Source organism: Gardnerella vaginalis, from assembly GCF_001546485.1.
In the GTDB taxonomy this organism is placed as follows: domain Bacteria; phylum Actinomycetota; class Actinomycetes; order Actinomycetales; family Bifidobacteriaceae; genus Bifidobacterium; species Bifidobacterium vaginale_D.
The window spans coordinates 36,198-59,821 of sequence record NZ_KQ956862.1 but is presented as its reverse complement, the minus strand read 5'-3'; the positions used below and the strand labels follow the sequence as shown (position 1 = coordinate 59,821).

The 23,624-nt window shown below is 42.0% G+C and carries 23 protein-coding genes; 17 read left to right on the top strand and 6 right to left on the bottom strand.

Features of this window, described 5'->3' with window-relative positions; translation table 11 throughout:
- Positions 1 to 106: 106 nt before the first annotated feature.
- The gene (locus tag HMPREF3208_RS04070) at positions 107 to 910 is read left to right on the top strand and encodes a hypothetical protein (RefSeq protein WP_016636865.1); all 804 of its coding nucleotides are present in this window, start codon (positions 107 to 109) and stop codon (positions 908 to 910) included.
- Between the two features lie 190 nt (positions 911 to 1,100).
- On the opposite strand, the gene HMPREF3208_RS04065 is transcribed toward HMPREF3208_RS04070, so the two are convergent.
- Positions 1,101 to 1,595: an inorganic diphosphatase gene (locus HMPREF3208_RS04065; protein ID WP_064347348.1), complete on the bottom strand. Its 495-nt coding sequence runs from the start codon at positions 1,593 to 1,595 to the stop codon at positions 1,101 to 1,103.
- Between the two features lie 309 nt (positions 1,596 to 1,904).
- On the opposite strand from HMPREF3208_RS04065, the gene HMPREF3208_RS04060 reads away from it, so the two are divergent.
- From HMPREF3208_RS04060 to pgl, 4 genes are all read left to right on the top strand, one after another.
- A complete protein-coding gene (locus tag HMPREF3208_RS04060) occupies positions 1,905 to 4,352 on the top strand; it encodes an acyltransferase family protein (protein ID WP_064347346.1) in 2,448 nt (815 codons plus the stop codon).
- Between the two features lie 147 nt (positions 4,353 to 4,499).
- Positions 4,500 to 6,080 (top strand): glucose-6-phosphate dehydrogenase, encoded by a 1,581-nt coding sequence (zwf, locus tag HMPREF3208_RS04055; RefSeq protein ID WP_016636868.1) that lies wholly within the window; start codon positions 4,500 to 4,502, stop codon positions 6,078 to 6,080.
- Entirely contained in the window at positions 6,077 to 7,018 is a 942-nt protein-coding gene (locus HMPREF3208_RS04050; RefSeq protein WP_064347344.1) for a glucose-6-phosphate dehydrogenase assembly protein OpcA, read from the top strand. Before zwf ends, HMPREF3208_RS04050 begins: the two co-directional genes overlap by 4 nt.
- Positions 7,019 to 7,104: 86 nt before the next feature.
- Complete coding sequence (gene pgl / locus HMPREF3208_RS04045) at positions 7,105 to 7,929, top strand: 6-phosphogluconolactonase (RefSeq protein WP_064347341.1); 825 nt, start codon at positions 7,105 to 7,107, stop codon at positions 7,927 to 7,929.
- A gap of 266 nt (positions 7,930 to 8,195) precedes the next feature.
- Here pgl and gndA read toward each other — a convergent pair whose 3' ends face one another.
- Positions 8,196 to 9,650, bottom strand: a complete 1,455-nt coding sequence (gene gndA / locus HMPREF3208_RS04040; RefSeq protein WP_064347340.1) for an NADP-dependent phosphogluconate dehydrogenase — start codon at positions 9,648 to 9,650, stop codon at positions 8,196 to 8,198.
- A gap of 423 nt (positions 9,651 to 10,073) precedes the next feature.
- On the opposite strand from gndA, the gene nrdH reads away from it, so the two are divergent.
- The 8 genes from nrdH to HMPREF3208_RS04000 all read left to right on the top strand — a co-directional run bounded on the left by nrdH (position 10,074) and on the right by HMPREF3208_RS04000 (position 18,174).
- On the top strand, positions 10,074 to 10,328 hold the full coding sequence (gene nrdH / locus HMPREF3208_RS04035) for a glutaredoxin-like protein NrdH (protein ID WP_016636878.1): 255 nt from the start codon (positions 10,074 to 10,076) through the stop codon (positions 10,326 to 10,328).
- Between the two features lie 85 nt (positions 10,329 to 10,413).
- The gene (gene nrdI / locus HMPREF3208_RS04030; RefSeq protein WP_064347338.1) at positions 10,414 to 10,905 is read left to right on the top strand and encodes a class Ib ribonucleoside-diphosphate reductase assembly flavoprotein NrdI; all 492 of its coding nucleotides are present in this window, start codon (positions 10,414 to 10,416) and stop codon (positions 10,903 to 10,905) included.
- Between the two features lie 68 nt (positions 10,906 to 10,973).
- A complete protein-coding gene (gene nrdE / locus HMPREF3208_RS04025; protein ID WP_081091177.1) occupies positions 10,974 to 13,220 on the top strand; it encodes a class 1b ribonucleoside-diphosphate reductase subunit alpha in 2,247 nt (748 codons plus the stop codon).
- Between the two features lie 112 nt (positions 13,221 to 13,332).
- Complete coding sequence (nrdF, locus tag HMPREF3208_RS04020) at positions 13,333 to 14,442, top strand: class 1b ribonucleoside-diphosphate reductase subunit beta (RefSeq protein ID WP_081091176.1); 1,110 nt, start codon at positions 13,333 to 13,335, stop codon at positions 14,440 to 14,442.
- A 363-nt stretch (positions 14,443 to 14,805) separates the two neighbouring features.
- Positions 14,806 to 15,399: a hypothetical protein gene (locus HMPREF3208_RS04015; RefSeq protein WP_064347336.1), complete on the top strand. Its 594-nt coding sequence runs from the start codon at positions 14,806 to 14,808 to the stop codon at positions 15,397 to 15,399.
- 418 nt (positions 15,400 to 15,817) lie between these two features.
- Positions 15,818 to 16,279: a hypothetical protein gene (locus HMPREF3208_RS04010; RefSeq protein WP_064347334.1), complete on the top strand. Its 462-nt coding sequence runs from the start codon at positions 15,818 to 15,820 to the stop codon at positions 16,277 to 16,279.
- Between the two features lie 34 nt (positions 16,280 to 16,313).
- A complete protein-coding gene (locus HMPREF3208_RS04005) occupies positions 16,314 to 16,967 on the top strand; it encodes a response regulator transcription factor (protein ID WP_004129674.1) in 654 nt (217 codons plus the stop codon).
- A 34-nt stretch (positions 16,968 to 17,001) separates the two neighbouring features.
- On the top strand, positions 17,002 to 18,174 hold the full coding sequence (locus HMPREF3208_RS04000; protein WP_016637934.1) for a sensor histidine kinase: 1,173 nt from the start codon (positions 17,002 to 17,004) through the stop codon (positions 18,172 to 18,174).
- A gap of 209 nt (positions 18,175 to 18,383) precedes the next feature.
- On the opposite strand, the gene HMPREF3208_RS03995 is transcribed toward HMPREF3208_RS04000, so the two are convergent.
- Positions 18,384 to 18,671, bottom strand: a complete 288-nt coding sequence (locus HMPREF3208_RS03995) for an addiction module antidote protein (RefSeq protein WP_016636885.1) — start codon at positions 18,669 to 18,671, stop codon at positions 18,384 to 18,386.
- Positions 18,665 to 18,892 (bottom strand): type II toxin-antitoxin system RelE/ParE family toxin, encoded by a 228-nt coding sequence (locus HMPREF3208_RS03990; RefSeq protein WP_016636886.1) that lies wholly within the window; start codon positions 18,890 to 18,892, stop codon positions 18,665 to 18,667. Before HMPREF3208_RS03990 ends, HMPREF3208_RS03995 begins: the two co-directional genes overlap by 7 nt.
- Positions 18,893 to 19,152: 260 nt before the next feature.
- Between HMPREF3208_RS03990 and HMPREF3208_RS03985 the strand changes: the two genes are divergently transcribed.
- The 4 genes from HMPREF3208_RS03985 (at position 19,153) to HMPREF3208_RS03970 (ending at position 22,914) form a co-directional block, all read left to right on the top strand.
- Complete coding sequence (locus HMPREF3208_RS03985; protein ID WP_016636887.1) at positions 19,153 to 19,422, top strand: type II toxin-antitoxin system RelB/DinJ family antitoxin; 270 nt, start codon at positions 19,153 to 19,155, stop codon at positions 19,420 to 19,422.
- Positions 19,415 to 19,690: a type II toxin-antitoxin system RelE/ParE family toxin gene (locus tag HMPREF3208_RS03980; RefSeq protein ID WP_012913985.1), complete on the top strand. Its 276-nt coding sequence runs from the start codon at positions 19,415 to 19,417 to the stop codon at positions 19,688 to 19,690. The genes HMPREF3208_RS03985 and HMPREF3208_RS03980 overlap by 8 nt, the downstream gene beginning before the upstream one ends.
- A gap of 347 nt (positions 19,691 to 20,037) precedes the next feature.
- Positions 20,038 to 22,236, top strand: a complete 2,199-nt coding sequence (locus HMPREF3208_RS03975) for a hypothetical protein (protein ID WP_032814829.1) — start codon at positions 20,038 to 20,040, stop codon at positions 22,234 to 22,236.
- Positions 22,237 to 22,242: 6 nt separating this feature from the next.
- A complete protein-coding gene (locus tag HMPREF3208_RS03970; protein ID WP_016636890.1) occupies positions 22,243 to 22,914 on the top strand; it encodes an ABC transporter ATP-binding protein in 672 nt (223 codons plus the stop codon).
- 95 nt (positions 22,915 to 23,009) lie between these two features.
- Here the strand turns inward: HMPREF3208_RS03970 and HMPREF3208_RS06685 are convergent, their stop codons facing one another.
- Positions 23,010 to 23,183: a hypothetical protein gene (locus HMPREF3208_RS06685; RefSeq protein ID WP_016636891.1), complete on the bottom strand. Its 174-nt coding sequence runs from the start codon at positions 23,181 to 23,183 to the stop codon at positions 23,010 to 23,012.
- Entirely contained in the window at positions 23,180 to 23,473 is a 294-nt protein-coding gene (locus HMPREF3208_RS03965; RefSeq protein ID WP_016636892.1) for a DUF2089 family protein, read from the bottom strand. The genes HMPREF3208_RS06685 and HMPREF3208_RS03965 overlap by 4 nt, the downstream gene beginning before the upstream one ends.
- Positions 23,474 to 23,624: the final 151 nt, after the last annotated feature.

Below are 23,624 nucleotides of genomic sequence, written 5' to 3'. Positions count from 1 at the left end.
TACATTAGTAATAGACGTTATTAGTAATAGATATTACAATACTGTGCTGCAATTTTGCAGGCACATAGTGCTTTGTAAGAATATTTATTAACATTCAGGAGTACGTATGAGCGATACAACACATGCCTACCATAATGAAGCGCAGCACGATTCTGCTTCCTGTGCCACCACTCATGAAAAGCAAGCTCACGCACCTCATATTCATGCATCAGCAATGGCGATAACCCAGATTATTGTTGTAATACTTCTTGCAAGCGCAGCAGCTTCACCGATAGCAACAGCAAAAATATTACTCACCTTTTGTATGCTGATACTTCTTACATTCCTCACTTTTTGGCCTTTGCACGGAAATATGATTGATCGCGCTATTGCTTTATGCGCAGGTATCGCTTCCGCTTGGTGCGCAACTCTTGCCTTGAAAGGTTGGCTTCCACAGAGTGTCATTACTGACAATGAGACTGTGTCAATGAGTAAATTCATTGCAGCAATACGACCTTATGAACGCTGGGCAGTATCGTTTGCACTGATTCTCGTTGCAACAACATTTGTTACTTTCATCCGCCAAATGCTACGTGAACATCGCACAAATTTGGTACGAAATCTTTCTCATACCTTAATTGCAAGTATTGCATGCGCAGCACTTCCTGGCTGGCTATTTTTGCCGTCAATTATTCGATTTATGCCATCATTACGCAGTACAGATGGCGGCATACTAGTAGTTGTTTTATGCATATTTATGGTAATAATACTTTCGAGTCTTTCTTACCTATGGATGCGCAATAATTGTGGTGAATACTATGAAAATATCAAAAATGGTACAACTCATAGCATTGCGTTTGCCATATTACCAATTATGCTTTCAGGCATGTTGATTTATATTGCCGGACTCGGCATGCTCATTGCTGCGTAGTGGTGCTGTAAAAATACTTTTCACCTGCATATGCGATTTACTCTTTTGCGATTTATTCTTTTATTTGTTGCCAAAATTGGCAAGAATATTCATAGAACAAAGAGTATTTTATAAAATAAAACGTCGAAAACATAAGGCAATGTTTCCGACGTTTTATACATTTTTACAATCAATTTATTACAAGCGAATCTTACTTTTCACTTTCAGCAAGACGCTTGCGAGCTGCAACAATTTCCTTTTCTGCTTGCTCTACACCAGCCCAGAAGTCACCAGGGAGAACTTCCTTACCTGGCTCCAAAGCCTTGTACTGCTCGAAGAAGTGCTTGATTTCAGCCTTGTGATACTCGTCCACGTCATCAATATCCTTGATGTCATCGAAACGAACATCTGCTGGCACGCACAAAACCTTGTCGTCTCCACCGGCTTCATCAACCATGTGATATAAACCAACAGCGCGGCATTCAACAACACATCCTGGGAATACAGAATTTGGAATCATCACAAGAGCATCAAGCGGATCGCCATCTTCACCCAAAGTACCGTCAATATAACCGTAATCATCTGGATAACCCATAGCGGTAAACAAAGTGCGATCCAAGAACACGCGACCAGTTTCGTGATCTACTTCATACTTATTCTTAGAACCGCGTGGAATCTCAACCACAACGTTAAAAGTTTCTGCCATATTGGCTCCTTTAGTAACTTTAATAACAATTCATATGACTGTTCTATCTCACTCTACCGCGCACCAACGAACGGCATAGTATAAGTAGTGCCATTCCCCATACTATTGCACATAATTGTGAACAAAGAACATAACGAAAAATATTTCAAAAAATCCCACAAAAATCCACCATTTTCAACGATATATTAGGTATTGTAATAAGACACGCTTTATGGAACAAAACTGTCTCAAGACGCAGTTATCATAGCTCTGTTTTACACACGATAAGTTGCATACACACACCAGTATGGTTGACGAAGCGCAGGCAAGATGACAGAAAAAAGACGCGTGAATACTTCCACTGTTTCACTGGTCAATCAAACCCCCAACAAAACGGAGGTTTCAACCGAAAATAATGCTAGTAAGGCACGTGTAAGCCAAGAGTTTGCTGACACTTCATCTACTCAAAAACAATCTTCCAGCGTTAAAAGAAATCCTGCGATTGATGGTTTGCGTGCGCTAGCAATTATTGGCATCATATGCTTTCACATGCGCCCAAGCACTCTTGCTGGCGGATTCCTCGGTGTCACATTATTCTTAGTATTAGCAGGTTATTTTTGCACACGTGCTGTGTTGAATTACTTAAACGCAAACAAAAATGAAAAAGCTGCACGTGGTGGCTACGATACTGCCAGTCAACAAACTCAAGCTAACCAAATCAATGGTATCAAAGCAACAGTCGACAACACTGCAAATACTATTAATAGCAGCGGTAACGCTACACAGAAGACTACGCATTACTGGCAATACATCTGGCACCGTATTCAACGAATCTGGCCGCCAACACTGGGCATTATCGCTATTACAGCACCCAGCATGTGGCTGGTTTCACCAAGTTTATTGCCAAAATTACAAGCAGATGCTCTTCCAGGAGTCAGTTTCTTCAGTAACGTCATGTACGTAATACGTAAGCTGTCATACTTTGAACAATCAGGATTGCCTTCTCCGATTAAACATCTTTGGTATCTCGGACTGATTATGCAAGCCTTCATTGTTTGGCCGCTTGTTCTTACAGTTCTCGTAAAATTCGTACACAACACAGTAAGTCGCATGTACATTACTGCATGCCTTGTCATACTGTCTTCCGCTTTAACTATTACCTTTGCACACTTATTTGGCAATTACACAACGCCGGCGCGAGTCTATTATTCACTCGATACACGAGCATCAGAATTCTTATTAGGTGCGATGCTGGCAATGTATGGTGCGTGGTTTGCGAAACATTCATTACATGAATGGCTGATTCGCTTATGGTATTGGCTACGCGGCAATAAGCAAGTGACGGTTATTTCTGCTACAGCAACATATGACATTAACCGCAACAACCCAGATAGTGCTAATACTACTGAACAAGTTTTTACCGATGTCACGCAGGCTGCAATTAAGGAAGGTATTCCGGAAGATTTACGAGAAGGATTACAAATTGACTTCTCTCAGAACGCCACTACCGCCGAAACATCTGATTTACGCGAACTTCCAGACAACGTATTTAACAAGCCAAAAACTGTGCTTTACAATCCTTTGCACCCGTGGCAACGCTCTTGTATTGGCTTAATGGCAACAATTATATTGTGCTACTGTTTCGTATATGCAGATGGCACATCGTCTGTATTCACTTTTGGTGGATACACACTAACGGCTGCAGCATGCACATTAATACTCTGGTCATGCACGCAAACTGATAACATATGCTCACGCTTATTTGCATGGAAGCCATTAGCATATCTCGGCAAACGCTCATTTGCTATTTATTTAGTGCACTTCCCTATTTTAGAATTGTGCAACCCAGCAACACGAACGACTGCAATTTCTTGGTGGGAGCAACTCTTGCAAATAGCAATCATTATTGTGATTGCTGAATGCTTCTATCAATTATTTGAAAAGCCGCTAAAAAACCAGCATTTACTTAAGATTATTCGCTACATAGCAATAACATTATGCTGCTTCATTCTTATTGCATTGATTGCATTGCCTATAAATTGGAATAGCATTGCTCAACAGCGATCAATTCAACTTCGCCCAGAGTTGACGACTGCTACAATTCAGCCGTCAGAACAAAACAAAAACCATACTCAACAAACTCAATCTTCTTCTAAAGAACGTGATGTAAAAGGTGTACGCAAAAATATAGCAAAACAATCCTTACCACCAGTACCATCGCCATATCGCGTACTTTTCCCTATCGCAGAAAAAGTACCACAAAATCTTGCTGCATCGCATACTCGCATTAATAAGCAGCGCAATACCTGTTCTGTAAACTTAACCATGGTTGGCGACTCCATTACTGAAGGCGCAAAACCATACTTATTACAAGTAATGCCTAATGCTTTTATTGATGGAAAAGTAAGTCGACAAATTTTCCATGGTGCTGATGAATATGAGCAAGATATTGCGAGTAAACACGCTGGAGATGTAGTTATTTTTGCTCTTGGCACCAACGGCCCTCCGCGCGACGACAGTGTACTGCAACGTATGGTTGACGCTGCAAAAGGTAAGCCAGTTTACTTTGTCACTACGCGCGTACCGCAGCCATGGCAAGATGTAACTAACGAACATTTGCGAAAGTTCGCTGCAACACATTCTAATGTTGGAATTATTGATTGGCACGGCTTTAGTGAAGGTCACTCTGAATATCTGACCGACGATGGCGTGCATTTAACTCCAGTTGGCGGTCCGCAATATGCAAAAATGATTCGACTTGCTTTGTGCGGAGCGTGAAACGTTACGTTGAAACTCAAAGAGCTTAGTAGATTAGTATCAGTATTGCAATCTTGCAGCTGATACAAGAAAAGCTTATAGCGAAAATGTAATTAAAAATAGCAACCCGAGTAGGAAAAATAGCGTCAAAACATTACGATGGTATGTATGACTGAGTTGAGGATTCCTTTTGACATGCAGTATGCTGCAAATAACAAGTCTGTGTGGACAAACCCGTTACGAGACCCGCGCGACTTACGTTTGGCTCGCATTGCAGGCCCGTGCAGCCTAGTAATTTTTGGTATTACTGGCGATTTAGCACGCAAAAAACTGATGCCAGCCGTATATGATTTAGCTAATCGTGGACTTTTACCCCCAGGATTTGGTTTAACTGGTTTCGCAAGACGCGATTGGACAGATGAGCATTTCGTAAACTTTGTGCGCGAAAATATTGAGCAGCATTGCCGCACGCCATTTCGTGAATCAACTTGGATTAATCTTGCAAAAGGAATACGTTTCGTACGCGGCACTTTTGACGATGCAACAGCGTTTGAGCGTTTAAGTAAAACTGTTAACGAACTAGATAGGGATCGTGGCACGCGCGGAAACCACGCATTTTACATGTCTATTCCGCCTTCAAGCTTCCCTATTGTTGCACAACAGTTGGCAGCATCTGGACTTTCTCACTCTTCTGAACACGCGTGGCGCCGCGTAATTATTGAGAAACCTTTCGGCCATGATTTAGCGAGCGCTCGCGAATTAGACCGCGTCGTCTCGGAGGTTTTTGACCCTAATTCTGTATTCCGTATTGATCATTACCTAGGTAAGGAAACCGTACAAAATTTGTTGGCTTTCCGTTTTGCTAACGCAATGTACGAGCCGATTTGGAATGCGAATTATGTTGATCACGTGCAAATTACGATGGCTGAAGATATTGGTATTGGCGGACGCGCAGGCTATTACGATGGCATTGGTGCTGCAAGAGACGTGATTCAGAACCATTTGCTTCAGCTTATGGCGCTTACTGCTATGGAAGAGCCAGTAAGTTTCCGCGCCAGCGATTTGACTGCGGAAAAAACGAAAGTTTTATCTGCTATTCGTTTGCCTCAAGATTTGGCAGCAAATACTGCTCGCGGGCAATACGCAGCAGGATGGCAAGGCTCTTATAAAGCAGTTGGTTATTTGGAAGAGCAAGGAATCGACCCTAAAAGCACTACTGAAACGTATGCTGCTGTGCGACTAGACGTTGATACTCGCCGCTGGGCTGGAGTGCCCTTCTATTTGCGTACTGGCAAACGTTTAGGCAAGCGGGTTACGGAAATTGCTGTAATTTTTAAGCGCGCTCCACACTTGCCGTTTGAATCAACCGCAGTTCGAGAACTTGGTAGCAATGCAATTGTAATTCGCGTGCAGCCAGACGAGGGTGTTACTATGCGCTTTGGCGCTAAGGTTCCTGGCGGGACCGCTATGGAAGTTCGCGATGTTTCTATGGACTTTAGCTACGGACGATCCTTTACTGAAAGTTCGCCTGAAGCTTATGAACGTTTAATTCTTGATGTGCTCCTTGGTGAGCCACCGCTGTTCCCAACTACTGAAGAAGTAGATTTGAGCTGGAAGATTTTGGATCCGATTGAGGAATTCTGGAGTTCGCTTGGCACACAACCTCAATCGTATCGCGCTGGCACTTGGGGTCCAGCGGAAGCAGATAATATGCTCGCTCGCGATAATCGTCATTGGAGGCTGCCATGATTATCAATCTTCCCGATACGAATACCAGCAAAATTGCAGCAAAAATCGACGAATTGCACGAAGAGCGCGGCGAATCTGCTACTGGTCGAGTGCTCACTTTGCTTATTGATACAACTCTTAAAGAGTTAGAACATGCACTTGATGCAGCAAACGCAGCTAGCCGCGAGCATCCTTGCCGAGTTATTGCAATGGTTCGAGATTGGTCTAGCGAGCACGCTGCTGAGCGCGGTGAGGTTGTGCCGAATCTCGATGCTCAAGTACGTTTTGGCGCAGATGCCGGAGCTGGTGAAATTATTATTTTGTATCCGCACAACGGTTTAGTTCGTCATCCGGATACGCTTGTTATTCCGCTACTTGTGCCCGATGCGCCGATTGTTGCTTGGTGGCCGACGAACGCTCCGGAAGATCCTGCTCACGATTTGCTTGGAGCTATGGCAAGTAGCAGAATTACTGACGCACAGCGAGCAGACGATACTCTTAAAACTGTGCAAAACTTGCGCAAAAACTGGTCCCCGCAAGATGCAGACTTATCTTGGACGCGTTTAACTCCTTGGCGCGCGTTACTTGCTTCTATGCTCGATCAACCTCCACATTTGCCTATTCTCAGCGCGAAGGTTGTGGGTCCTACTCATTACGTATCTTTGCATTTACTGGCCGCTTGGCTTAAGAGCAGTTTGCGCGTGCCTGTAGAAATAGTTGAGAATCCTGATGCTCAAGCAATTACCTCCGTAACTTTAGAGCGCGAGGACGGCACGTTGTCTCTTACTCGCCCTGCTGGCGGAGATCAGGCTTTAATTCGTCTTCCCGGTCAGACTGCTCAGCCTATTGCGCTTCCTATTCGCACTTTGGATGATTGCTTAAGCGAAGAATTGCGACGCATTGATCCGGACGAAATTTACGCGCAGCTGGTACGAGATAATCCTACAGAAAATGCGTGAAGCATAGTAAAAATGCATAAAACAAATAGCAAAGCATAGCGTGAAACAACGCATGAAACATTTTTAATGGCATAAAAGGAATAGCTATGACAGATAATGAAGTTACTTTTGCACACAACGCAAACGTTTACGGCTACAATAATCCCGACGTACTTTCAGCCATTGCAGCTCAACGCTTGGCAATTCTTATTATGGAATCACAAGCTAATGTACAAAATCTCGACAAGCCATTCCATTTACTTATTACTGGCGGCACGGATTCAATTCGCATGTTCCAAATGCTTGCCAGCAACCCACTTTTGACGGTGATTGATTGGGATTTAGTGCATATTTGGTGGGCAGATGAACGTTTCGTAGCTTACGATAGCGAGGACCGCAACGCACGCAAAACTCGCAAAGCGCTGCTTGACTTACTTACTTCTCATAAAGCTTTGGCAGAATCTCATATTCACGAAATGCCTGCAGATGAACGCAACGCTGAAGGAATTGCAGCAGCCAGTGACGCTGAAAATGACGCTATTTTAGATGCTGCAGCGCGCGACTATGAGGAAGAGATTACAGGATTACTTGGCAAAGAGCCAGTGTTTGATTTAGCAATTCTTGGCATGGGTCCGGACGCGCATATGGCTTCGTTGTTCCCAGAATTGCCGCAGGTTAATAATCGTGAGCGCATTGTTGTTGGCGTAAACCACTCCCCTAAACTTCCACCAATGCGATTGTCGCTTACAGTTCCTGTGCTGGCTCACAGTCGTCGCACTTGGTTTTTGACTGCAGGCGCAGAAAAGGGCGCTGCTTTAATGAACGCACTTTCGGGAGCTAATAATCCTGAATATCCTGCGTCTTTTGCAAACGGAACTGACGAAATCTCCTGGATGACCACAGCAGGCACACTGCAAGCTGCTATTGAATAACTGCATAGCTTTCTATAAACATGCATAATATTCAGCAAGTCAAAAATTAAATGCGCTATATAAACTGGCGCAAATAAGAAAATAGCATGCTTAAAACATGGCGCATTTGCGAAAAGTGCCATAAAATCGTTGAAATATCAAGGAAATCAATCAATTTAGAAAAATTAATAAAATTCAGCAACAAAATATATTAAAAACTATAGAATAAAAAAACAGGCCTTTGCATTGCTATGCAGAGGCCTGTTAGTTCTAAATATTATTTTGATTTAATCTTGCTTTACTTCTGGGCGATTAGGATCTGCCCACAAAGTGTGGAATACGCCTGGCTCGTCAATGCGACCGTAAGTGTGCGCACCGAAGAAATCGCGCTGAGCCTGAATCAACGAAGCTGGCAAACGCTTGGAACGCAAGCCATCGTAGTACGCAAGCAAGCTGGAGAACGCTGGAACAGGAACACCATGCTCAACTGCACGCGCAATAACACGACGCCAAGCAGCCTGCGACTTTTCAATAGCATCCTTAAAGTACGGTGCAAAAAGCAAAGAAACGCTTGCTTCACCGGACTCAAAAGCCTCAGAAACGCGGTTCAAGAACTGAGCGCGAATAATGCAGCCACCACGCCAAATGCGAGCAACCGCAGCCTGATCAATCTTCCAATCATGCTCAATTGCAGCAGCCGCAATCTCATCGAAGCCTTGCGCGTAAGAAACAATCTTAGAAGCGTATAAAGCTTGGCGAATATCCTCAATAAACGCCTTACGCTCAGCATCGTTCAAATCAAAATGCACATTAGGACCAGTCAAACCCTGGCTTTCAGCAGCTTCACGCAAAGCAACCTGGCTAGAAAGTCCGCGAGCAAACACAGCTTCAGCAATACCAGTAACTGGTATTCCAAGCGAAAGTGCAGACTGCACAGTCCAAGTACCAGTGCCCTTCATGCCAGCATGATCCACCATCATCTCAACCAAAGGCTTACCGGTCTTAGCATCCTTCTGGCGAAGCACATCCGCAGTAATCTCAATCAAATAAGAATCAAGTTCGCCCTTATTCCACTCGCTAAACACGTCTGCAATTTCGTCGGACTTCATGCCCAAACCGCGAAGCATTAAATCGTAGCTTTCGGCAATAAGCTGCATATCCGAGTACTCAATGCCATTGTGAACCATTTTTACAAAGTGGCCAGCACCATCCGTACCAATATGAGTTACGCAAGGCTCACCTTCAGCAACAGCCGCAATAGACTTCAAAATAGGACCAAGAGTCTTCCAAGATTCCTCAGTGCCACCAGGCATCATAGAAGGACCACGAAGCGCACCTTCTTCGCCACCAGAAACACCGCAACCAACGTAATGAAGACCGCGCGCGCGAATGTCACGCTCTCTGCGAATCGTATCTTCAAAATAAGAGTTTCCGCCGTCGACAATAATATCTCCCGGCTCCATAGCATTCGCAAGTTCTTCAATAACAGCATCCGTAGGAGCACCAGCTTTTACCATGATGATTGCGGTGCGCGGACGCTTCAGAGAAGCCACAAAATCTTCAACAGTTTTTGAAGGCACGAAAGCACCTTCACTACCATGCTCATTCATTAAGGTTTCAGTACGAGAATAATGACGGTTATACACAGCAACCGTGTTGCCGTGATGCGCAAGATTACGCGCTAGATTAGAACCCATAGCCGCCAAACCGACAACACCAATATTTGCCTGAGCTTCCGTCATGATGACACCTCTTATCTTGTCTTTTGTTTTATTTGCACGCACGCTTTGCGTACTCAAGCAATCTGCATTAACTCTCAATGCACAATTTTTTATTTTGCGTTACGCCCCTTCAAGAAACGCACTTATTAAGTTTATAGGCGGATATGCACAAGGCTCCGCAATCTATAAATCAACGAGTCGGAAATATAAATTTTGTGAGAAAGATTACATTTTTCATTGTTAAAGTTAGACTTACATTTTCCTCATAAAACACGACACGCTTACAAACACGCTATTTTTAGCTATTTTAAACAATAACTATATGTAGTGTTTACACAATCGACACACCACTATAAATAGTGCCTATTGGGAGTAAGCTAACTATTTGGCTTTTGCTGATACAACCTGGAATTACCAAATTCCCCATCACCAGAGGAGATTACAATGACCATTACAGTATTCACCAAACCTCATTGCCCACAGTGTGATGCCACTAAACGACAGTTCACTAAACTTGGCGTGAACTTTGAAACTGTTGATTTATCCAAAAGTCCTGAAGCATTAGAACAGTTGCGCAATGCTGGATACCGTCAAGCTCCAGTAGTGATTGCTCCGGATGCTTCCTGGAGTGGATACCGCCCAGATTTAATAGCGCAAATTGCAGATAAACTCGGGACTTCCACAACTTCAGCACAGTAAAAGAAAAAATAAGTGAAATTTAGTAAATAAACGCAATACATATTGACATTCTCCACCAAAAATAGCAAACAAAGAAGCTGAGATAATGAGCGAACAAGAAAATATCACACAACCAAGTACACCAGAGGCACAAGCACAAGGTGAACCAATTGGTGCCGTAGTGTATTTTTCTTCTGTTTCCGAAAACACATTACGATTCGTGCAAAATTGCGATTTTCCTAGCAATAATGTGAACGTATACCGTATACCACTGCGACCAAAAGAGCCAGAATTAAACGTACGCGAACCATACGTGCTCATCGTACCAACATATGGAGGCGGCAATATTGCAAAAGCAATACCAATGCAAGTTCGAAAATTCCTCAATAATCGCGAGAATCGCTCGTTTATTCGAGGCGTAATTTCTTCCGGAAACACGAATTTTGGCGATGCTTATTGCGCTGCAGGAGGTCAGATTGCCGGAAAGTGCGGCATTCCGAATATGTACTCGTTTGAGTTGACGGGAACTGCGGAAGATATTGAAAAAGTAGCGCAGGGAATACCAAAATTTCTAAGACAATTAAAAGAAACAAAGTAAACAAAAACAGACAAACAAACAGTATTTGAAAAGTAAGCATAACGCGGAAAGAAAGGAATAAAAACCCCATGAATAGCACGGATCCGATGAGCGAATCTACTGCTCTTAATCTTGACAACACTGACTCTGCTAGCAGCACTGAATCCGCTGCCAGTACAACCGCCAGCAGCACGGCAGAACGCATTCGCAACAGCCGCGACTACCACGTTCTTAACGCTATGCTCGGTCTTTTCGATCCAGAAAAAGGAATTCAGTTTGATAAGGATCAGGAAGCAGAAAAGCTTTACGTTTCGGGTTACGTGCAAGAGCACAGCATGAAGTTTGCTTCCACTCGCGAGCGCTTGAATTATTTAATTGACAACTACTACTACAACAGCAACGTGTTCGGAAAGTACAGCGACGAATTTCTCGATAAATTCTACGAGCATGCTGAAGCAGCTCACCATACTTTTGGCACATTCTTGGGCGCTTTTAAGTTCTACACTTCTTACGCCTTGAAGACTTTTGACGGCAAACAGTATTTGGAAAACTTCGCTCAGCGCGCAGCTGCCGTAGCTTTGGAACTCGCAGACGGCGACGAAAAAGCAGCACTCAACTATTTAGACGAGATGCTTGCAGGCCGATTCCAGCCAGCCACTCCAACGTTCTTAAATCTTGGTAAAGCTCAACGCGGAGAGGCTGTAAGCTGCTTCCTCGTGCGTTTGGAAGATAACATGGAGTCTATTGCGCGCGGAATTAATTCTGCTTTGCAGCTTTCTAAGCGCGGCGGCGGCGTGGCTCTGCTCCTTACGAATTTGCGCGAGCTTGGCGCTCCTATTAAGCGCATCGAGAATCAGTCGAGTGGCGTTGTGCCTGTTATGAAGCTTTTGGAAGATTCATTCTCTTATGCCAATCAGCTTGGCGCTCGCCAAGGTGCCGGTGCCGTGTATATTAGCGCCCACCACCCAGATATTATGCGATTCCTTGATACTAAGCGCGAGAACGCAGACGAGAAGATTCGTATTAAGTCACTTTCTTTGGGTGTTGTAATTCCAGATATTACTTTTGAGCTTGCTAAGCGTAAGGAAAAGATGGCTTTGTTCAGCCCTTACGATGTTGAGCGCGAGTATGGCAAGCCTCTTGCTGACATTTCCATTACTGAGCATTACGATGAGATGGTTGCAAATCCTCGTATTCACAAGAAGTACATTGATGCTCGCGAATTCTTTATGACGCTTGCGGAGATTCAGTTTGAGTCTGGTTACCCTTATATTTTGTTTGAGGATACTGTGAATCGTACGAATCCTATTGAGGGTCGCATTACTATGAGCAACTTGTGCTCAGAAATTTTGCAAACTCAAGAAGCAAGCACGTATAACGCCGACTTGTCTTATAGCCACGTTGGTCGCGATATTTCTTGCAATCTTGGCTCTCTTAATATCGCTAAGGCAATGGACGGCGACTTGGGCGCAAGCGTTGATTTGGCCGTACGTGCGCTCACTTCTGTTTCGGAGCACACTTCAATTGATTCCGTGCCTTCTATCCGTCGCGGAAACGCGGAAGGCCACGCTATTGGCTTGGGTCAAATGAATTTGCACGGTTTCCTTGCTCGCGAACACATGCAGTACGGAAGCGAGGAAGCTCTTGACTTTACAGACATGTACTTTATGACTGTTGCTTACCATGCTTATAAAGCTTCTCATGCTTTAGCTGTGGAGCGTGGCCGCGCTTTTGCAAGCTTTAAGACGAGCGCTTACGCTAAGCCTGCAGGCAAAGGCAACTATTTCGATAAATACACCGATGGCAGCCGCTCTCTTGAGCCTCGTACTCAAGCGGTTCGCGATTTGTTTGCTCGTTTTAACGTTGCAATTCCAACCGTCAGCGACTGGGAGCAGTTGCGCGACGAGATTTTGCGCGATGGCATTTACAACGAGTATTTGCAGGCTGTTCCTCCAACTGGTTCCATCTCGTATATCAACCATTCCACGAGTTCGATTCACCCGATTGCTTCGCGCATTGAGATTCGCAAAGAGGGCAAAGTTGGACGCGTCTACTACCCTGCCGCTTACATGACGAACGACAATATGCAGTACTTTAAGGACGCTTACGAGATTGGTTGGAAGGCAATTATTGACACTTACGCTGAAGCGACTCAGCATGTGGATCAGGGATTGTCGCTTACTTTGTTCTTCCCAGACACTACTACTACTCGCGATTTGAACAAGGCTCAGATTTACGCATGGCGTAAGGGCATCAAGACTCTTTACTACATTCGTATTCGCCAGAAGGCTTTGGAAGGTACGGAAATCGAGGGTTGCGTAAGCTGCACGCTGTAAGGAGTAGCGCTAAAAATCTTAGTGACGTAAATCTATCAGCGTAAATCTTTTGCAAATTAAATCAAAAACTTAAGAAATTTTATAAAACGTAAACACAAAATCAGGAGTAATAATGACAGAACTCAGCCCAACCGAGCTCGATCCAACAGCACTCGACCCAACTGCACTGCGCAGTAGCCTCGATAAGCCTTTCGGCACGAATCGCGTCATCGCAAGCGACGAGATGATGGCAGCTTCTATCACACCAGCTCAGTACCGCTACCATCACGGATCGCGCGTGCGCCCAGTTAATTGGAATAATATTGTTGATGACAAAGATTTAGATGTTTGGAATCGCCTTATTGCTAACTTCTGGCTTCCTGAAAAAGTGCCACTGAGCAACGATATTCCTTCTTGGCGTTCCCTCACCGATCTTGAACGCAAAACAACTACTCGCGTTTTTACGGGCTTGACTTTGCTTGATACCAGCCAAGCAACTATTGGTGAGCTTTGCCAGATTGAGCACGCTCGCACTGAGCACGAACAGGCTATTTACACGAATATTGCTTTTATGCAGTCAATTCACGCTCGCTCCTACTCCTCTATTTTCTCTACTCTTTGCTCTAGCGAAGAAATTGACGAAGCTTACCGTTGGGCTGTTGGCAACGACGTTTTACAGCAGCGCGTTACCACCGTGCTTTGCGAGTATGAGAGCGAAGATCCGCTTAAGCGCAAGATTGCAGCAACTATGCTTTCTTCGCTGCTTCTTTACGCAGGCTTCTATCTTCCGCTTTACTTTGCTTCTCGCGGCAAGATGATGAATACTGCGGACATGATTCGTTTGATTTTGCGCGATAAAGCTATTCACGGCTATTATTCCGGCTACAAGTTCCAGCGCGGTTTGGAGCTTAGAAGCGAGAACGATAAGAAGAATCTTGAAAAGTTCACTATGAACTTGCTTGACACTTTGTACGATTTGGAAGTTGAGTATTCTGGTCAGATTTATGAAGGATTTGACTTCCACGATGACGTTTTTGATTTCGTGCGTTACAACGCTAACAAGGCTTTGATGAACCTTGGCTACCCTGCCAAGTACAGCGAAGAAGAAACTCACGTAAGCCCAGAAATTCTCGCAGCTCTTTCTCCTGCAGCCGACGAAAATCACGACTTCTTCTCCGGCTCTGGTTCCAGCTACATTATGGGCAAGTCTGTTGAAACTGACGACGATGATTGGGACTTCTAATCTCACAGTTGGCTAACTGACTGATTTACTAAATAACTGAATAACTAACTGATTGGTTAACTAATTAATTTAATTAGTTAACCAATTTTAATTTAGTTAGATCAATTATTGCAGCAAAATAGATCCTATATAAAAACTAGAAGTCAAAAAATAACACAGGTCACTCAGTCTTTATGGTACACTATGTGAAAAGGAACCGGTCTTGTTGATTCATTTATGCAAAAATCGGCAGTGGCCATCACTTCCTACTCACGTTCAAACCAAGATTTTAAACTGAACTGAGCGGGCACTAAAGTTGGAGTCCAAGTTATAAGGATAACTAACAGCCGTTAGACGCATCTACAAGAAGAAAGAAGCCCATTTATGGGGAAAATGACTTATAAAAAATTGCTTTGTGTTGTAGTGCTATTCAGTTCGCTGGTGGGGCTAGCAGCCTGCGGTAGTCCCAATGCAAACAAACCAGCGCCAACAAAAATAGCCCACCATTCGACTAAAAAACATCCAAAATCAGTCAAAAAAGCCTCAAAGAAGAAAATCGCCGAAGCCTTTGTAAAGGGACAAGAAGGTACTTTGGAAGCCCTAGGCGAAACTAAACGCGTTATTTGGGACGCTTATCCTGATCAGTTGGCTTACGTTAAAGATGCTTTCTACCACTGGACTCTTCAAGACGACTGGTTCCAGGTTAATACTGGCCATTATATGGTTGTCGACCGTTTGAATAGTTCAGGCATCTTATTAAAGAAACTCCAAAAAGGCATGCCAGTTAAACTAAACGGCAAAGATTACAAAGTGGCGGATTATAAAGACTTTGAGGGTGGCGGAAGCTCGGATAAGTTGCTAAAAGTATTCAAAGAGTACGTTGATCAATTCCCTAAATCTGCTTACTTCATTCAGACTTGTCTTGATGCCAGAACTTATGGCGGACAACGTCTAGTAGTTCTTGACGTAGCAAAATAGTAAACGATTTAGCCGCAAAATTTAGATTATTTACCAAATTTTGTTGTTTTGAAAATATTGCCTGTGCATCGACGAGGTTGATGAACAGGCAATATTTTTTAACTGATTACGCGACAATAGTTACGCAACTCTAATTGCACAGTCGCTATGTTATACGAGTTGTCGTGGCAAAAATCGCAAAATTAGCAAAATCTGTCACGATAACTCCATAAGTATGCCTCTATTTAAAAATAATTCCGAAACGGAAATATTCTTAAATATTGATTGTTGAGAACATACAAACTGCTAATAGTAAAAGTTTTAAAAAGTTTTCTAAAAGCACTATCGTTAAAAATAGGTACGCCTATTTGTGTAGATAAAATCTGCACGTTAGTATGTTGATAATTTACAAAACAAGAATCACGAGGAGGTGCTTATTATGACTAATCCTTTGCGCGGTATACGAGAAGAGGATATTGTTAAGTACTTTAAAGTGCATAATCTTTCAGTTGGTAAAACGTATGTATTTACCATGAAATACGACCCTTGGTGGAAAGATTTAATCAAACTATTTTTGTTACCTAAATTATTCTATGTAGCGCAAAGCGTTGATGCGCGTATTATTGCTGCCACTGATAATGAGTTTATTGTTATTAATCCGAATGCCATTTTAGGCTCGGGTAATCTAGCTAAATTAGACGATAAGCATCTTCGTCGTATTGCGTGGAATCAACTCACTAATTTTGAAGTTATAAATAAGCCAACAACTCAAATAATTCGTTTTACTGTCAATAGTAAAACCGAAGAATGGAGTGTGCCAACGGAAAGTGCTAGCGTATGGCACTTTAATGTGTACAATCTTGATAATTTGAGAAAAACAATACAATCGCACATCTCTTGATAAGCAAATTCCGAAACAAGATACCATATATTGTATGAACACTACTTACGCAATTGTTGATAATGACACGCTTGTATTGCGATATATGCAACTTCTTCTAAAAAGTCGTTTGCCTGAAAATTTTGTTTGTGCATGGATGTGTTCTTCTGCAAAACAAGCTATTCATCGTTGCGTTACAGAAAATACTCCTGACGTACTTTTAGTAGATATGTCAATGAGAGAAATGAGTGGCGTTGATGTAATTAAGGCAATTCGCGAGCGCAATAGCAATATTGTTTTAATCGGCATTACTTCCTACATGTTAGATGAATACGTATTGCAAGTTGCTAAGTCAGGCGGTCAAGCGCTAGTACATAAAGACAATTTATCAGACGTAGTTGCAGCTATCCAATCGCGCGCAACAAGCTACGGGTGTCCAGAATTGCCACAATATATTGACTATTTTCACACTCCGCAAGAATCATTTAATATGATTTCTCAACTTCCGAAGACTTCAGTTTTGTCTCCTCAAGAATCGGAAATTATGCGCTTGTGCAAACAGGGGTATTCTACGAAAGAGATTGCAGATCAGCTTAATGTGAAAGTTTCAACAGTCAACACGCATTTACGGCGTATTTATGGAAAACTTCACGTCCGAAGTCGAATGCAGGCGCTTGCTGCGCTAGCAAAATATTCGCATGACATATAACGTGTAAGAAATTAACGTGTAAAAGTAGGTAGTTATGAAATTATTAACACGTATGATCAATTTTTTGCCGCATGACGCTTGGCAGAAAATTGGAATTGGCGCAATCATAAGTTGTACTTTGATTCTTGAAATTTGTTCCTATAATAATCTTCATTACTACTCTAATTGGCATGCAATTACGGTTGAAATAGTATGGATTGTAATCTGCTTATGTATTGCAATCTGGCCTCGTAAAGCATCTTTTATTGTGCTCATTTGGATGCCGTTGGTAATTATTGCGCCAAATATCAACTATTCATCTATGATGCTTACCATATTGATTTGTCTGGCAATTGCTGTAATTACTCAACCTTGGTACACTGTGCTTTCTTCTTGCGGAGTTTCTTCGTGGTTCTTTATTATATGCGATTTTCAAAACGCTTATGTGTTAGCGTGGTGGCTTCTTATCACTCTTATTTCTAGCGCAATCGTAAAATACTATATTTCCACTATTCACCAACAGCAGGAACAGTTATTTGCACAGCGTTACAACGTTTTTCAAAAATATGCCACTATTGCAGCAATTCGCATGCATGATGAAGTAACTAATGAGCTTTCCAGTATTATGATGATGGCCCAACAGTCTATTGAACCTCAAACAACTCATGAACAAGAGCATGAAAATTCTCGAGAGATTCTTCAATGTGCTACTACAACTATTCATAAAGCACGTAATATTATTTCTCTTCTTGACAATGCTACAACTGCAAGCACTGGCGATGTTATGCAATCGACTACATGTTATAAAGATTTTTGTACAGGATTACGCGTTTTATTTGATGGTGAGCAAAAGTCGTTTGAAAAGCTTGGCTATATTGGTTCCATTGACTTGAATAGTGATTTAGCTGCTGAAGATTCTCGGTCAATCCATTTGCCTTTTGAAGAATGTGCTCAAATTGAATATATTTGCCGAGAACTACTTGCAAACGTAAAAAAGCATGCTGCAAAGCCTAAAGAATACGCCATGAATGTAATGCTTAATGACAATGAATGTCATATTACGTGTATAAATAGTGCGCAACGAGGTATTCTTGCTAACTTGCAATTAGGATATGGACTGCGTTTCCATAAGATGCTTGCGGAACGAGTTGGCGGAACTTTTAAAGTTATTGAAGATGGCGATTCGTGGATTATTAATGTACACGTTCCGCTTCATGCAGAGCAATAGCCATTGTGCAAGAATAAATTATTATGCTTTCTTGCGCTTTAATCGAGTACTTGGATCTATTTCAATCGAGTATTTGGACGAACCTTTGCGTAGCAAACGCAAATAAGAAGTTAATCTGCAATGCAGAATGGTGTTTCGTTGCTATGTTACACACGTTATCGTGGCAGTTTTTGCTAATTTTGCAATTTTTGCCACGATAACTGTGTGCGTCACACATTTGCTGGTTCTATTGCAATACGTCCACCTAACGCTTGAACAACCTTCGCAATAGTTTGGAAGCTGGGATTGCCGTCTCGTCTTAAGCTTTTGTAAAGGCTTTCCCTTCCAACCTCGGCTTTTTGAGCAATCTCTTTCATTCCTTTAGCTTTTGCAATATCGCCTATAGCAGCTTGCAACAAGCGAGGATCATTAAGTTCTGCTGCGGCATTGAGATATGCAATAACATCATCATCGTTCTCAAGATACTCACTCGCATCCCATTTACTTATATTTACCATTTCTTCTCCTCAATTAACTGTGCAAGGAGTATCTTTGCTTGTTTAATATCTTTACTTTGACTACTTTTATCTCCACCAGCGAGTAACAGCATTAGCTTTGAGCCTTTTTGCGCAAAATACACACGATATCCTGGTCCAAAAGCGAAACGCAGCTCGCTAATGCCATTGCAAACTGGATGCAAATCACCTACTGGCTTGCCTGCAATTTCACATAATCTCACCTCGCGTTAATTCGAGCTTTAGATTGCGTATCGCGAAGTTTTTTCATCCAATTGCGATACTCATCTGTTTTAAGTATCTCCATAAAAATATTTTATCCTGTAGGATACAATTTTGCAATTTTTGCCACGATAACGCACGATTTAGTAATAATTGTGTGCACAATGGTGCTACTTTGGCATTACGTTGGGTGCTACATGTCTGCTACAATAAAGCAAAGCATGAATAACAAATTTATGATTTTAAGCTTAAAGGAAACAACATGACTTCTACAAAAACAGCCAAAACAAGCAGATTAAGTGTAAGAGTTAACCCAGAAATACGAGATAGCGCATCGCAAGTTCTTGAACATTATGGTCTTGATATGAGTTCAGCAGTCAACCTATTTTTGTATCAGATTGTAAATACGCAACGTTTCCCATTTTCACTTGAAAGTTCTCCATATGAGCACTCTATTGATGAAGCTATGAAAGAAAAACCAATAGCTGCAGGTACTGTTGACGATTTTGCTGAGCTGATGCGCAATGCCTAAACCGCCATTTTATAGTCCAATCTATCTGCGAGATGTTAAGAAATATAAGCAGAAGCATTACGATATTGAGCAGGTAATCAATATTGTAAGACTTATTTGCAATGGTGCAGATTCTCGCGAGCTTGCAACTTATAGAGATCATATTCTTAAAGGCTCATATAAAGGCGTGCATGAATTGCATGTGTCTGCAGATGTTCTACTGTTGTATCAAGTTAAAGAAGATTGCATTATATTCCTACGCTTAGGATCTCACGACGACTTATTCTAGCTAGCAAAAACTGACGCGATAACGTGTATAAAATAGCAACGAAACACCATTCTGCATCGCAGATTAACTTCTTATTTGCGTTTGCTACGCAAAGGTTCGTCTAAATACTCGGTCGGAATAAGTCGTTAGCATTTCTTGTTGACGCAACAAATAAGTGAATCTATCATGTTAGTGGGAGGCACATTGCCCCCCCCCCAGCAAATAAGTTGGAGGTTTACGATGAAGAAAATTTCACGTATTGCATCGACAGTAGTGTTAGCAATTTCCATGGCATTGGCTCCATGCGCTACTGCATATTGGGATTGCAAATAATCTGTATGTATGAATAACTTATCATAGGGGATGCGATGTCTCGATTGTTGCGTTCATTGTCATGCGCACTTGTTCTTCTGCTTGCATTATTTGCATCGCTGTTAGGTTTGACAAAAATGAACGACTCCTTGGGTGATTGTATTGCTATATATCCACAAACGAGTCGCCTTTTTTCATTACGCGGTGTGACAGAAGACAAAGCTGATCAAATTTATGCATTACTCAAGAAGACTGTTGCTCAGCATAATGCTTTTGTGGTTCGTAATGATATGCGCTTGGCAGCGAGTGACGCCGGTGTAGATGGTTTTGAGCTTGGCATATTTGGCAATCCGCGGGGTAAAGATGATTTGCTTACTTTGTCATATCTCGGAACGCCGATTCTGACATCGCATGCCTTTACGCAATTATTGCACAGCGAAAGTAGCAAAACGCTTGGACTTGATATGGCAAAAGCAGATATGCTTGCTGATCTGCCCACTATTTCCATTGAGGGTTCGCGTTTAGTTGTTCGTCAATTAGATGCCCTCGTCGACAATAGTAAAACAAAGCTTGGTGATTACAGGATTGTGGGACTTTCCAATCGAGACTACCATGCATTAGTTACTCAAGCTGCTCGCATCGCTGGTACAACCTACCAAGATTTTCAACGTGGAAAATCTGGAATAGCACGATCCAATAGTTTTAATCAACTTACTTTTATTATTGTCTGCATTGTAACAGTGTTGCTTCTTGGCATTACGATAATCGCTGATGGGTATCTTTCGTATAGAACATTGGGAAGCTACTTGTTGCTGGGTTGGTCGCGTTCATCGTTTGCTTTGCGTCATCTTATGCCGATACTTGTTTCAGCACTCGCCGTATATCCTCTTGTTTGTATCGTGATGAGTTTATTTACTCACGGATTTATATGGAATATTCAATTGTTAATGCAGGCGCTGATTATAGCGTTGCCAGTTATTGCAGTTGTGTTGCTTCTCAGTGCATTAGTTATTTTGATGATTATTTCTGTAAAACCAGTAGATGCAATTCGTAATCGTATTACCAAACGTGGTATGCTTATTGCTCTTGCACTCGTTTATGCTATTGCATCAACATGCGTATTAGAAGGTGTGCATAGCATAGATGGGCCAATAGGTGAGTTGGCGAAAAGTGTGGAAGTTGCTCGTATGTGGCATCCTGTATTAAACCAGAGAATTATGTATCACCACCTCGTAGGGCAAGATGGTGCTTCGGTATCTGGTCAATCGACGCAGTATGCCAAAGATGCTTTTGCATGGTATCGTTCTATTGAGGATAAGCCAGGAGTAAGGCTTATTTACACAAGCTTCTTTGATGCAGATATACTACAAGATTGGCGCAATGGTAGCGTATATAAGCATGTGCCTTCTAAGCCATTCTGGTCGTTTGTGGCGTCGCCTAAGTACTTGCAAGATCAAGGATTTACTGTAGATAGCGATGTCAAAAACCTTGCTCGTCAGGGTGTGCGCATCTACTTCATTCCCGACACGTATAATCCTCAAGAGCAGACTTCGATGAGGCAGTGGCTTCAAGAGTCAGACAACCTAACGTCTACTGATGTTTCGACCAAGTTTACTGCGCATCCACAATTCGCATTCCGCACGTATCATCCTTCTCGCGAGTGGTTTAACTGGTCTACGGATATTCATCATAAAGTTATGGTAAAAGATCCTATTATTTTTTATGCGACGAGCGATAATTTGAATGCGTCTGAAAGTGAATCATTACTTGCTGGCGGCCTTGACAATAGCTACATTAAATTGAATGATCAAGCAGCAGCTCGATATCTGAGCGACGCTTATACTGCACGGTATCATCTTGATGATAATCATCTTCAATTCTTACAAGTAGGAGAATGCATTGCAGGCTACCAAAAGACGATTATGCAGACGTTGCAATTGTTCGGTAGCGTAATTCTGCTTATTACTCTGCTTATGTTGATATTGCTTATAGCGATTATTGCTATGTTTGCAGCATGCTATCAAGAAAGTATTGCAGTGAAACGATTGCTTGGTTTTTCGCTATTACGCATATTCTCTATGCCATTCTTGCTTGTGGGACTCGTTCAAGGAGTACTTTTTATTATTGCTTCGATTGAACGGACTCGTTCTGGCATGATATATGTGCTGATTTCGGCAATTATTGAACTCATATTATTAACGATACAAACATATTATTTGAGTAATAAACACATTACTTCTATGGTAAAGGAGTAGTCGATAATGCAAAATAACAGTATTGAACCTTTAATAAGCGTACGCAATCTTTATAAATCATATGGAAATCGACCGGTTTTAAATAATCTTAGTTTTAGTGTGCAACAAGGAGAATCGTTAGCAATCATGGGGGCTTCCGGCTCTGGAAAATCCACTATTCTAAACATTCTCGGCATGCTTGAAACCTATGATAAAGGTGAAATAAAGATTGCTGGCAAAGAACTTCCAGCTATTAATTCTGTTGCTGCTACTAAGTTACGTCGTTATCATATTAGCTATTTATTTCAATCGTTTGCATTGCTCAATAATCGAACTGTATTTGATAATTTGTGGATTGCGATGGCATATAATAAAGAGTCAAAGTCTGTTAAACACCAAATGATTGATGCAGTTCTTGCTGAACTCAATATTGAGTATGCTAAAAATGACCGTATTGCTGTGCTTTCTGGTGGTGAACAGCAGCGAGTTGCGATTGCTCGTGCAATGCTGAAACCTGGCTCGTTGATTTTGGCAGATGAGCCGACGGGTTCACTTGATAGAGATCTTGCTGATAAAGTGTTTGCGCAATTGCAAGCGATGAATAAAGAATATAACAAGACATTGCTTGTAGTGACACATGATCCTTTGATTGCTCAGCGATGTGATCGTGTGTTGCATATTGAGGCGTTAGCTCGGTAGTTGCATTGCTTCTCTTCTCTTCGTTAAATTTCGAGTTATCGTTGCAAAAATTGCAAAATTAACAAAATCTGCCACGATAACTCGGTTTTTGTGTTTTATAAGTCCTGTAACGCAATTCTTTTATCTTCTGCAGACTGTTTAGATGACTTATCGTCCTTCTTAAGAGAATGCGCATAGCGAATAAGACTTCTTGCAACAAAGAACACTAAAGCACATATAGCAAGTGCAATAAGAATGTCAATTATCGGACCAAATAATGCATAGCTCATGATTCATCCTTTCTTTTTCTATATTCGTTTATAAGTGTTCGAGCTGTGTCAACATCGTATTTATCGTCAATAGCAAGACTCTTTACCAAAAGAACGAACGGGTCTTCTGGTTCATTGTCGCCTATGCGCAGTTTTTCGATGAGCCTGTTAAGCCTGATTCTCATCGTTGGGTAAGAGACTTGATACATTTGCGACATTTCTTTTAACGATCCAGACGATAATACAAAGTTCTTTATAAACGACATGTCTTCGTCTGTGAGATTAGCCATCCATTTTGGAATATGATCCATATCACCCCTTTCTTCAACCTATAAAACTTTAATTAAATTAAACTTTTATTAAAAATAATAAAGTTGTTGTATGAGTTTGTCAAGAATGAGCATGAGAGATATGACGCAAAGCGACATTTTTATGTCGCCAAAATTGTCGCTTTGTCGCCAA

What these genes read in the sequence shown, in the direction of transcription:
- nrdH (WP_016636878.1), top strand. Translation starts at nt 10,074, where the DNA reads ATGACCATTACAGTATTCACCAAACCTCATTGCCCACAGTGTGATGCC.
- nrdF (WP_081091176.1), top strand. Translation starts at nt 13,333, where the DNA reads ATGACAGAACTCAGCCCAACCGAGCTCGATCCAACAGCACTCGACCCA.
- HMPREF3208_RS04065 (WP_064347348.1), bottom strand. Translation starts at nt 1,595, where the DNA reads ATGGCAGAAACTTTTAACGTTGTGGTTGAGATTCCACGCGGTTCTAAG.
- HMPREF3208_RS03975 (WP_032814829.1), top strand. Translation starts at nt 20,038, where the DNA reads ATGTCTCGATTGTTGCGTTCATTGTCATGCGCACTTGTTCTTCTGCTT.
- nrdI (WP_064347338.1), top strand. Translation starts at nt 10,414, where the DNA reads ATGAGCGAACAAGAAAATATCACACAACCAAGTACACCAGAGGCACAA.
- HMPREF3208_RS04050 (WP_064347344.1), top strand. Translation starts at nt 6,077, where the DNA reads ATGATTATCAATCTTCCCGATACGAATACCAGCAAAATTGCAGCAAAA.
- HMPREF3208_RS03980 (WP_012913985.1), top strand. Translation starts at nt 19,415, where the DNA reads ATGCCTAAACCGCCATTTTATAGTCCAATCTATCTGCGAGATGTTAAG.
- nrdE (WP_081091177.1), top strand. Translation starts at nt 10,974, where the DNA reads ATGAATAGCACGGATCCGATGAGCGAATCTACTGCTCTTAATCTTGAC.
- HMPREF3208_RS04015 (WP_064347336.1), top strand. Translation starts at nt 14,806, where the DNA reads ATGGGGAAAATGACTTATAAAAAATTGCTTTGTGTTGTAGTGCTATTC.
- gndA (WP_064347340.1), bottom strand. Translation starts at nt 9,650, where the DNA reads ATGACGGAAGCTCAGGCAAATATTGGTGTTGTCGGTTTGGCGGCTATG.
- HMPREF3208_RS03965 (WP_016636892.1), bottom strand. Translation starts at nt 23,473, where the DNA reads ATGGATCATATTCCAAAATGGATGGCTAATCTCACAGACGAAGACATG.
- HMPREF3208_RS04000 (WP_016637934.1), top strand. Translation starts at nt 17,002, where the DNA reads ATGAAATTATTAACACGTATGATCAATTTTTTGCCGCATGACGCTTGG.
- pgl (WP_064347341.1), top strand. Translation starts at nt 7,105, where the DNA reads ATGACAGATAATGAAGTTACTTTTGCACACAACGCAAACGTTTACGGC.
- HMPREF3208_RS04070 (WP_016636865.1), top strand. Translation starts at nt 107, where the DNA reads ATGAGCGATACAACACATGCCTACCATAATGAAGCGCAGCACGATTCT.
- HMPREF3208_RS04060 (WP_064347346.1), top strand. Translation starts at nt 1,905, where the DNA reads ATGACAGAAAAAAGACGCGTGAATACTTCCACTGTTTCACTGGTCAAT.
- HMPREF3208_RS03985 (WP_016636887.1), top strand. Translation starts at nt 19,153, where the DNA reads ATGACTTCTACAAAAACAGCCAAAACAAGCAGATTAAGTGTAAGAGTT.
- HMPREF3208_RS04010 (WP_064347334.1), top strand. Translation starts at nt 15,818, where the DNA reads ATGACTAATCCTTTGCGCGGTATACGAGAAGAGGATATTGTTAAGTAC.
- HMPREF3208_RS03970 (WP_016636890.1), top strand. Translation starts at nt 22,243, where the DNA reads ATGCAAAATAACAGTATTGAACCTTTAATAAGCGTACGCAATCTTTAT.
- zwf (WP_016636868.1), top strand. Translation starts at nt 4,500, where the DNA reads ATGACTGAGTTGAGGATTCCTTTTGACATGCAGTATGCTGCAAATAAC.
- HMPREF3208_RS03995 (WP_016636885.1), bottom strand. Translation starts at nt 18,671, where the DNA reads ATGGTAAATATAAGTAAATGGGATGCGAGTGAGTATCTTGAGAACGAT.
- HMPREF3208_RS04005 (WP_004129674.1), top strand. Translation starts at nt 16,314, where the DNA reads ATGAACACTACTTACGCAATTGTTGATAATGACACGCTTGTATTGCGA.
- HMPREF3208_RS06685 (WP_016636891.1), bottom strand. Translation starts at nt 23,183, where the DNA reads ATGAGCTATGCATTATTTGGTCCGATAATTGACATTCTTATTGCACTT.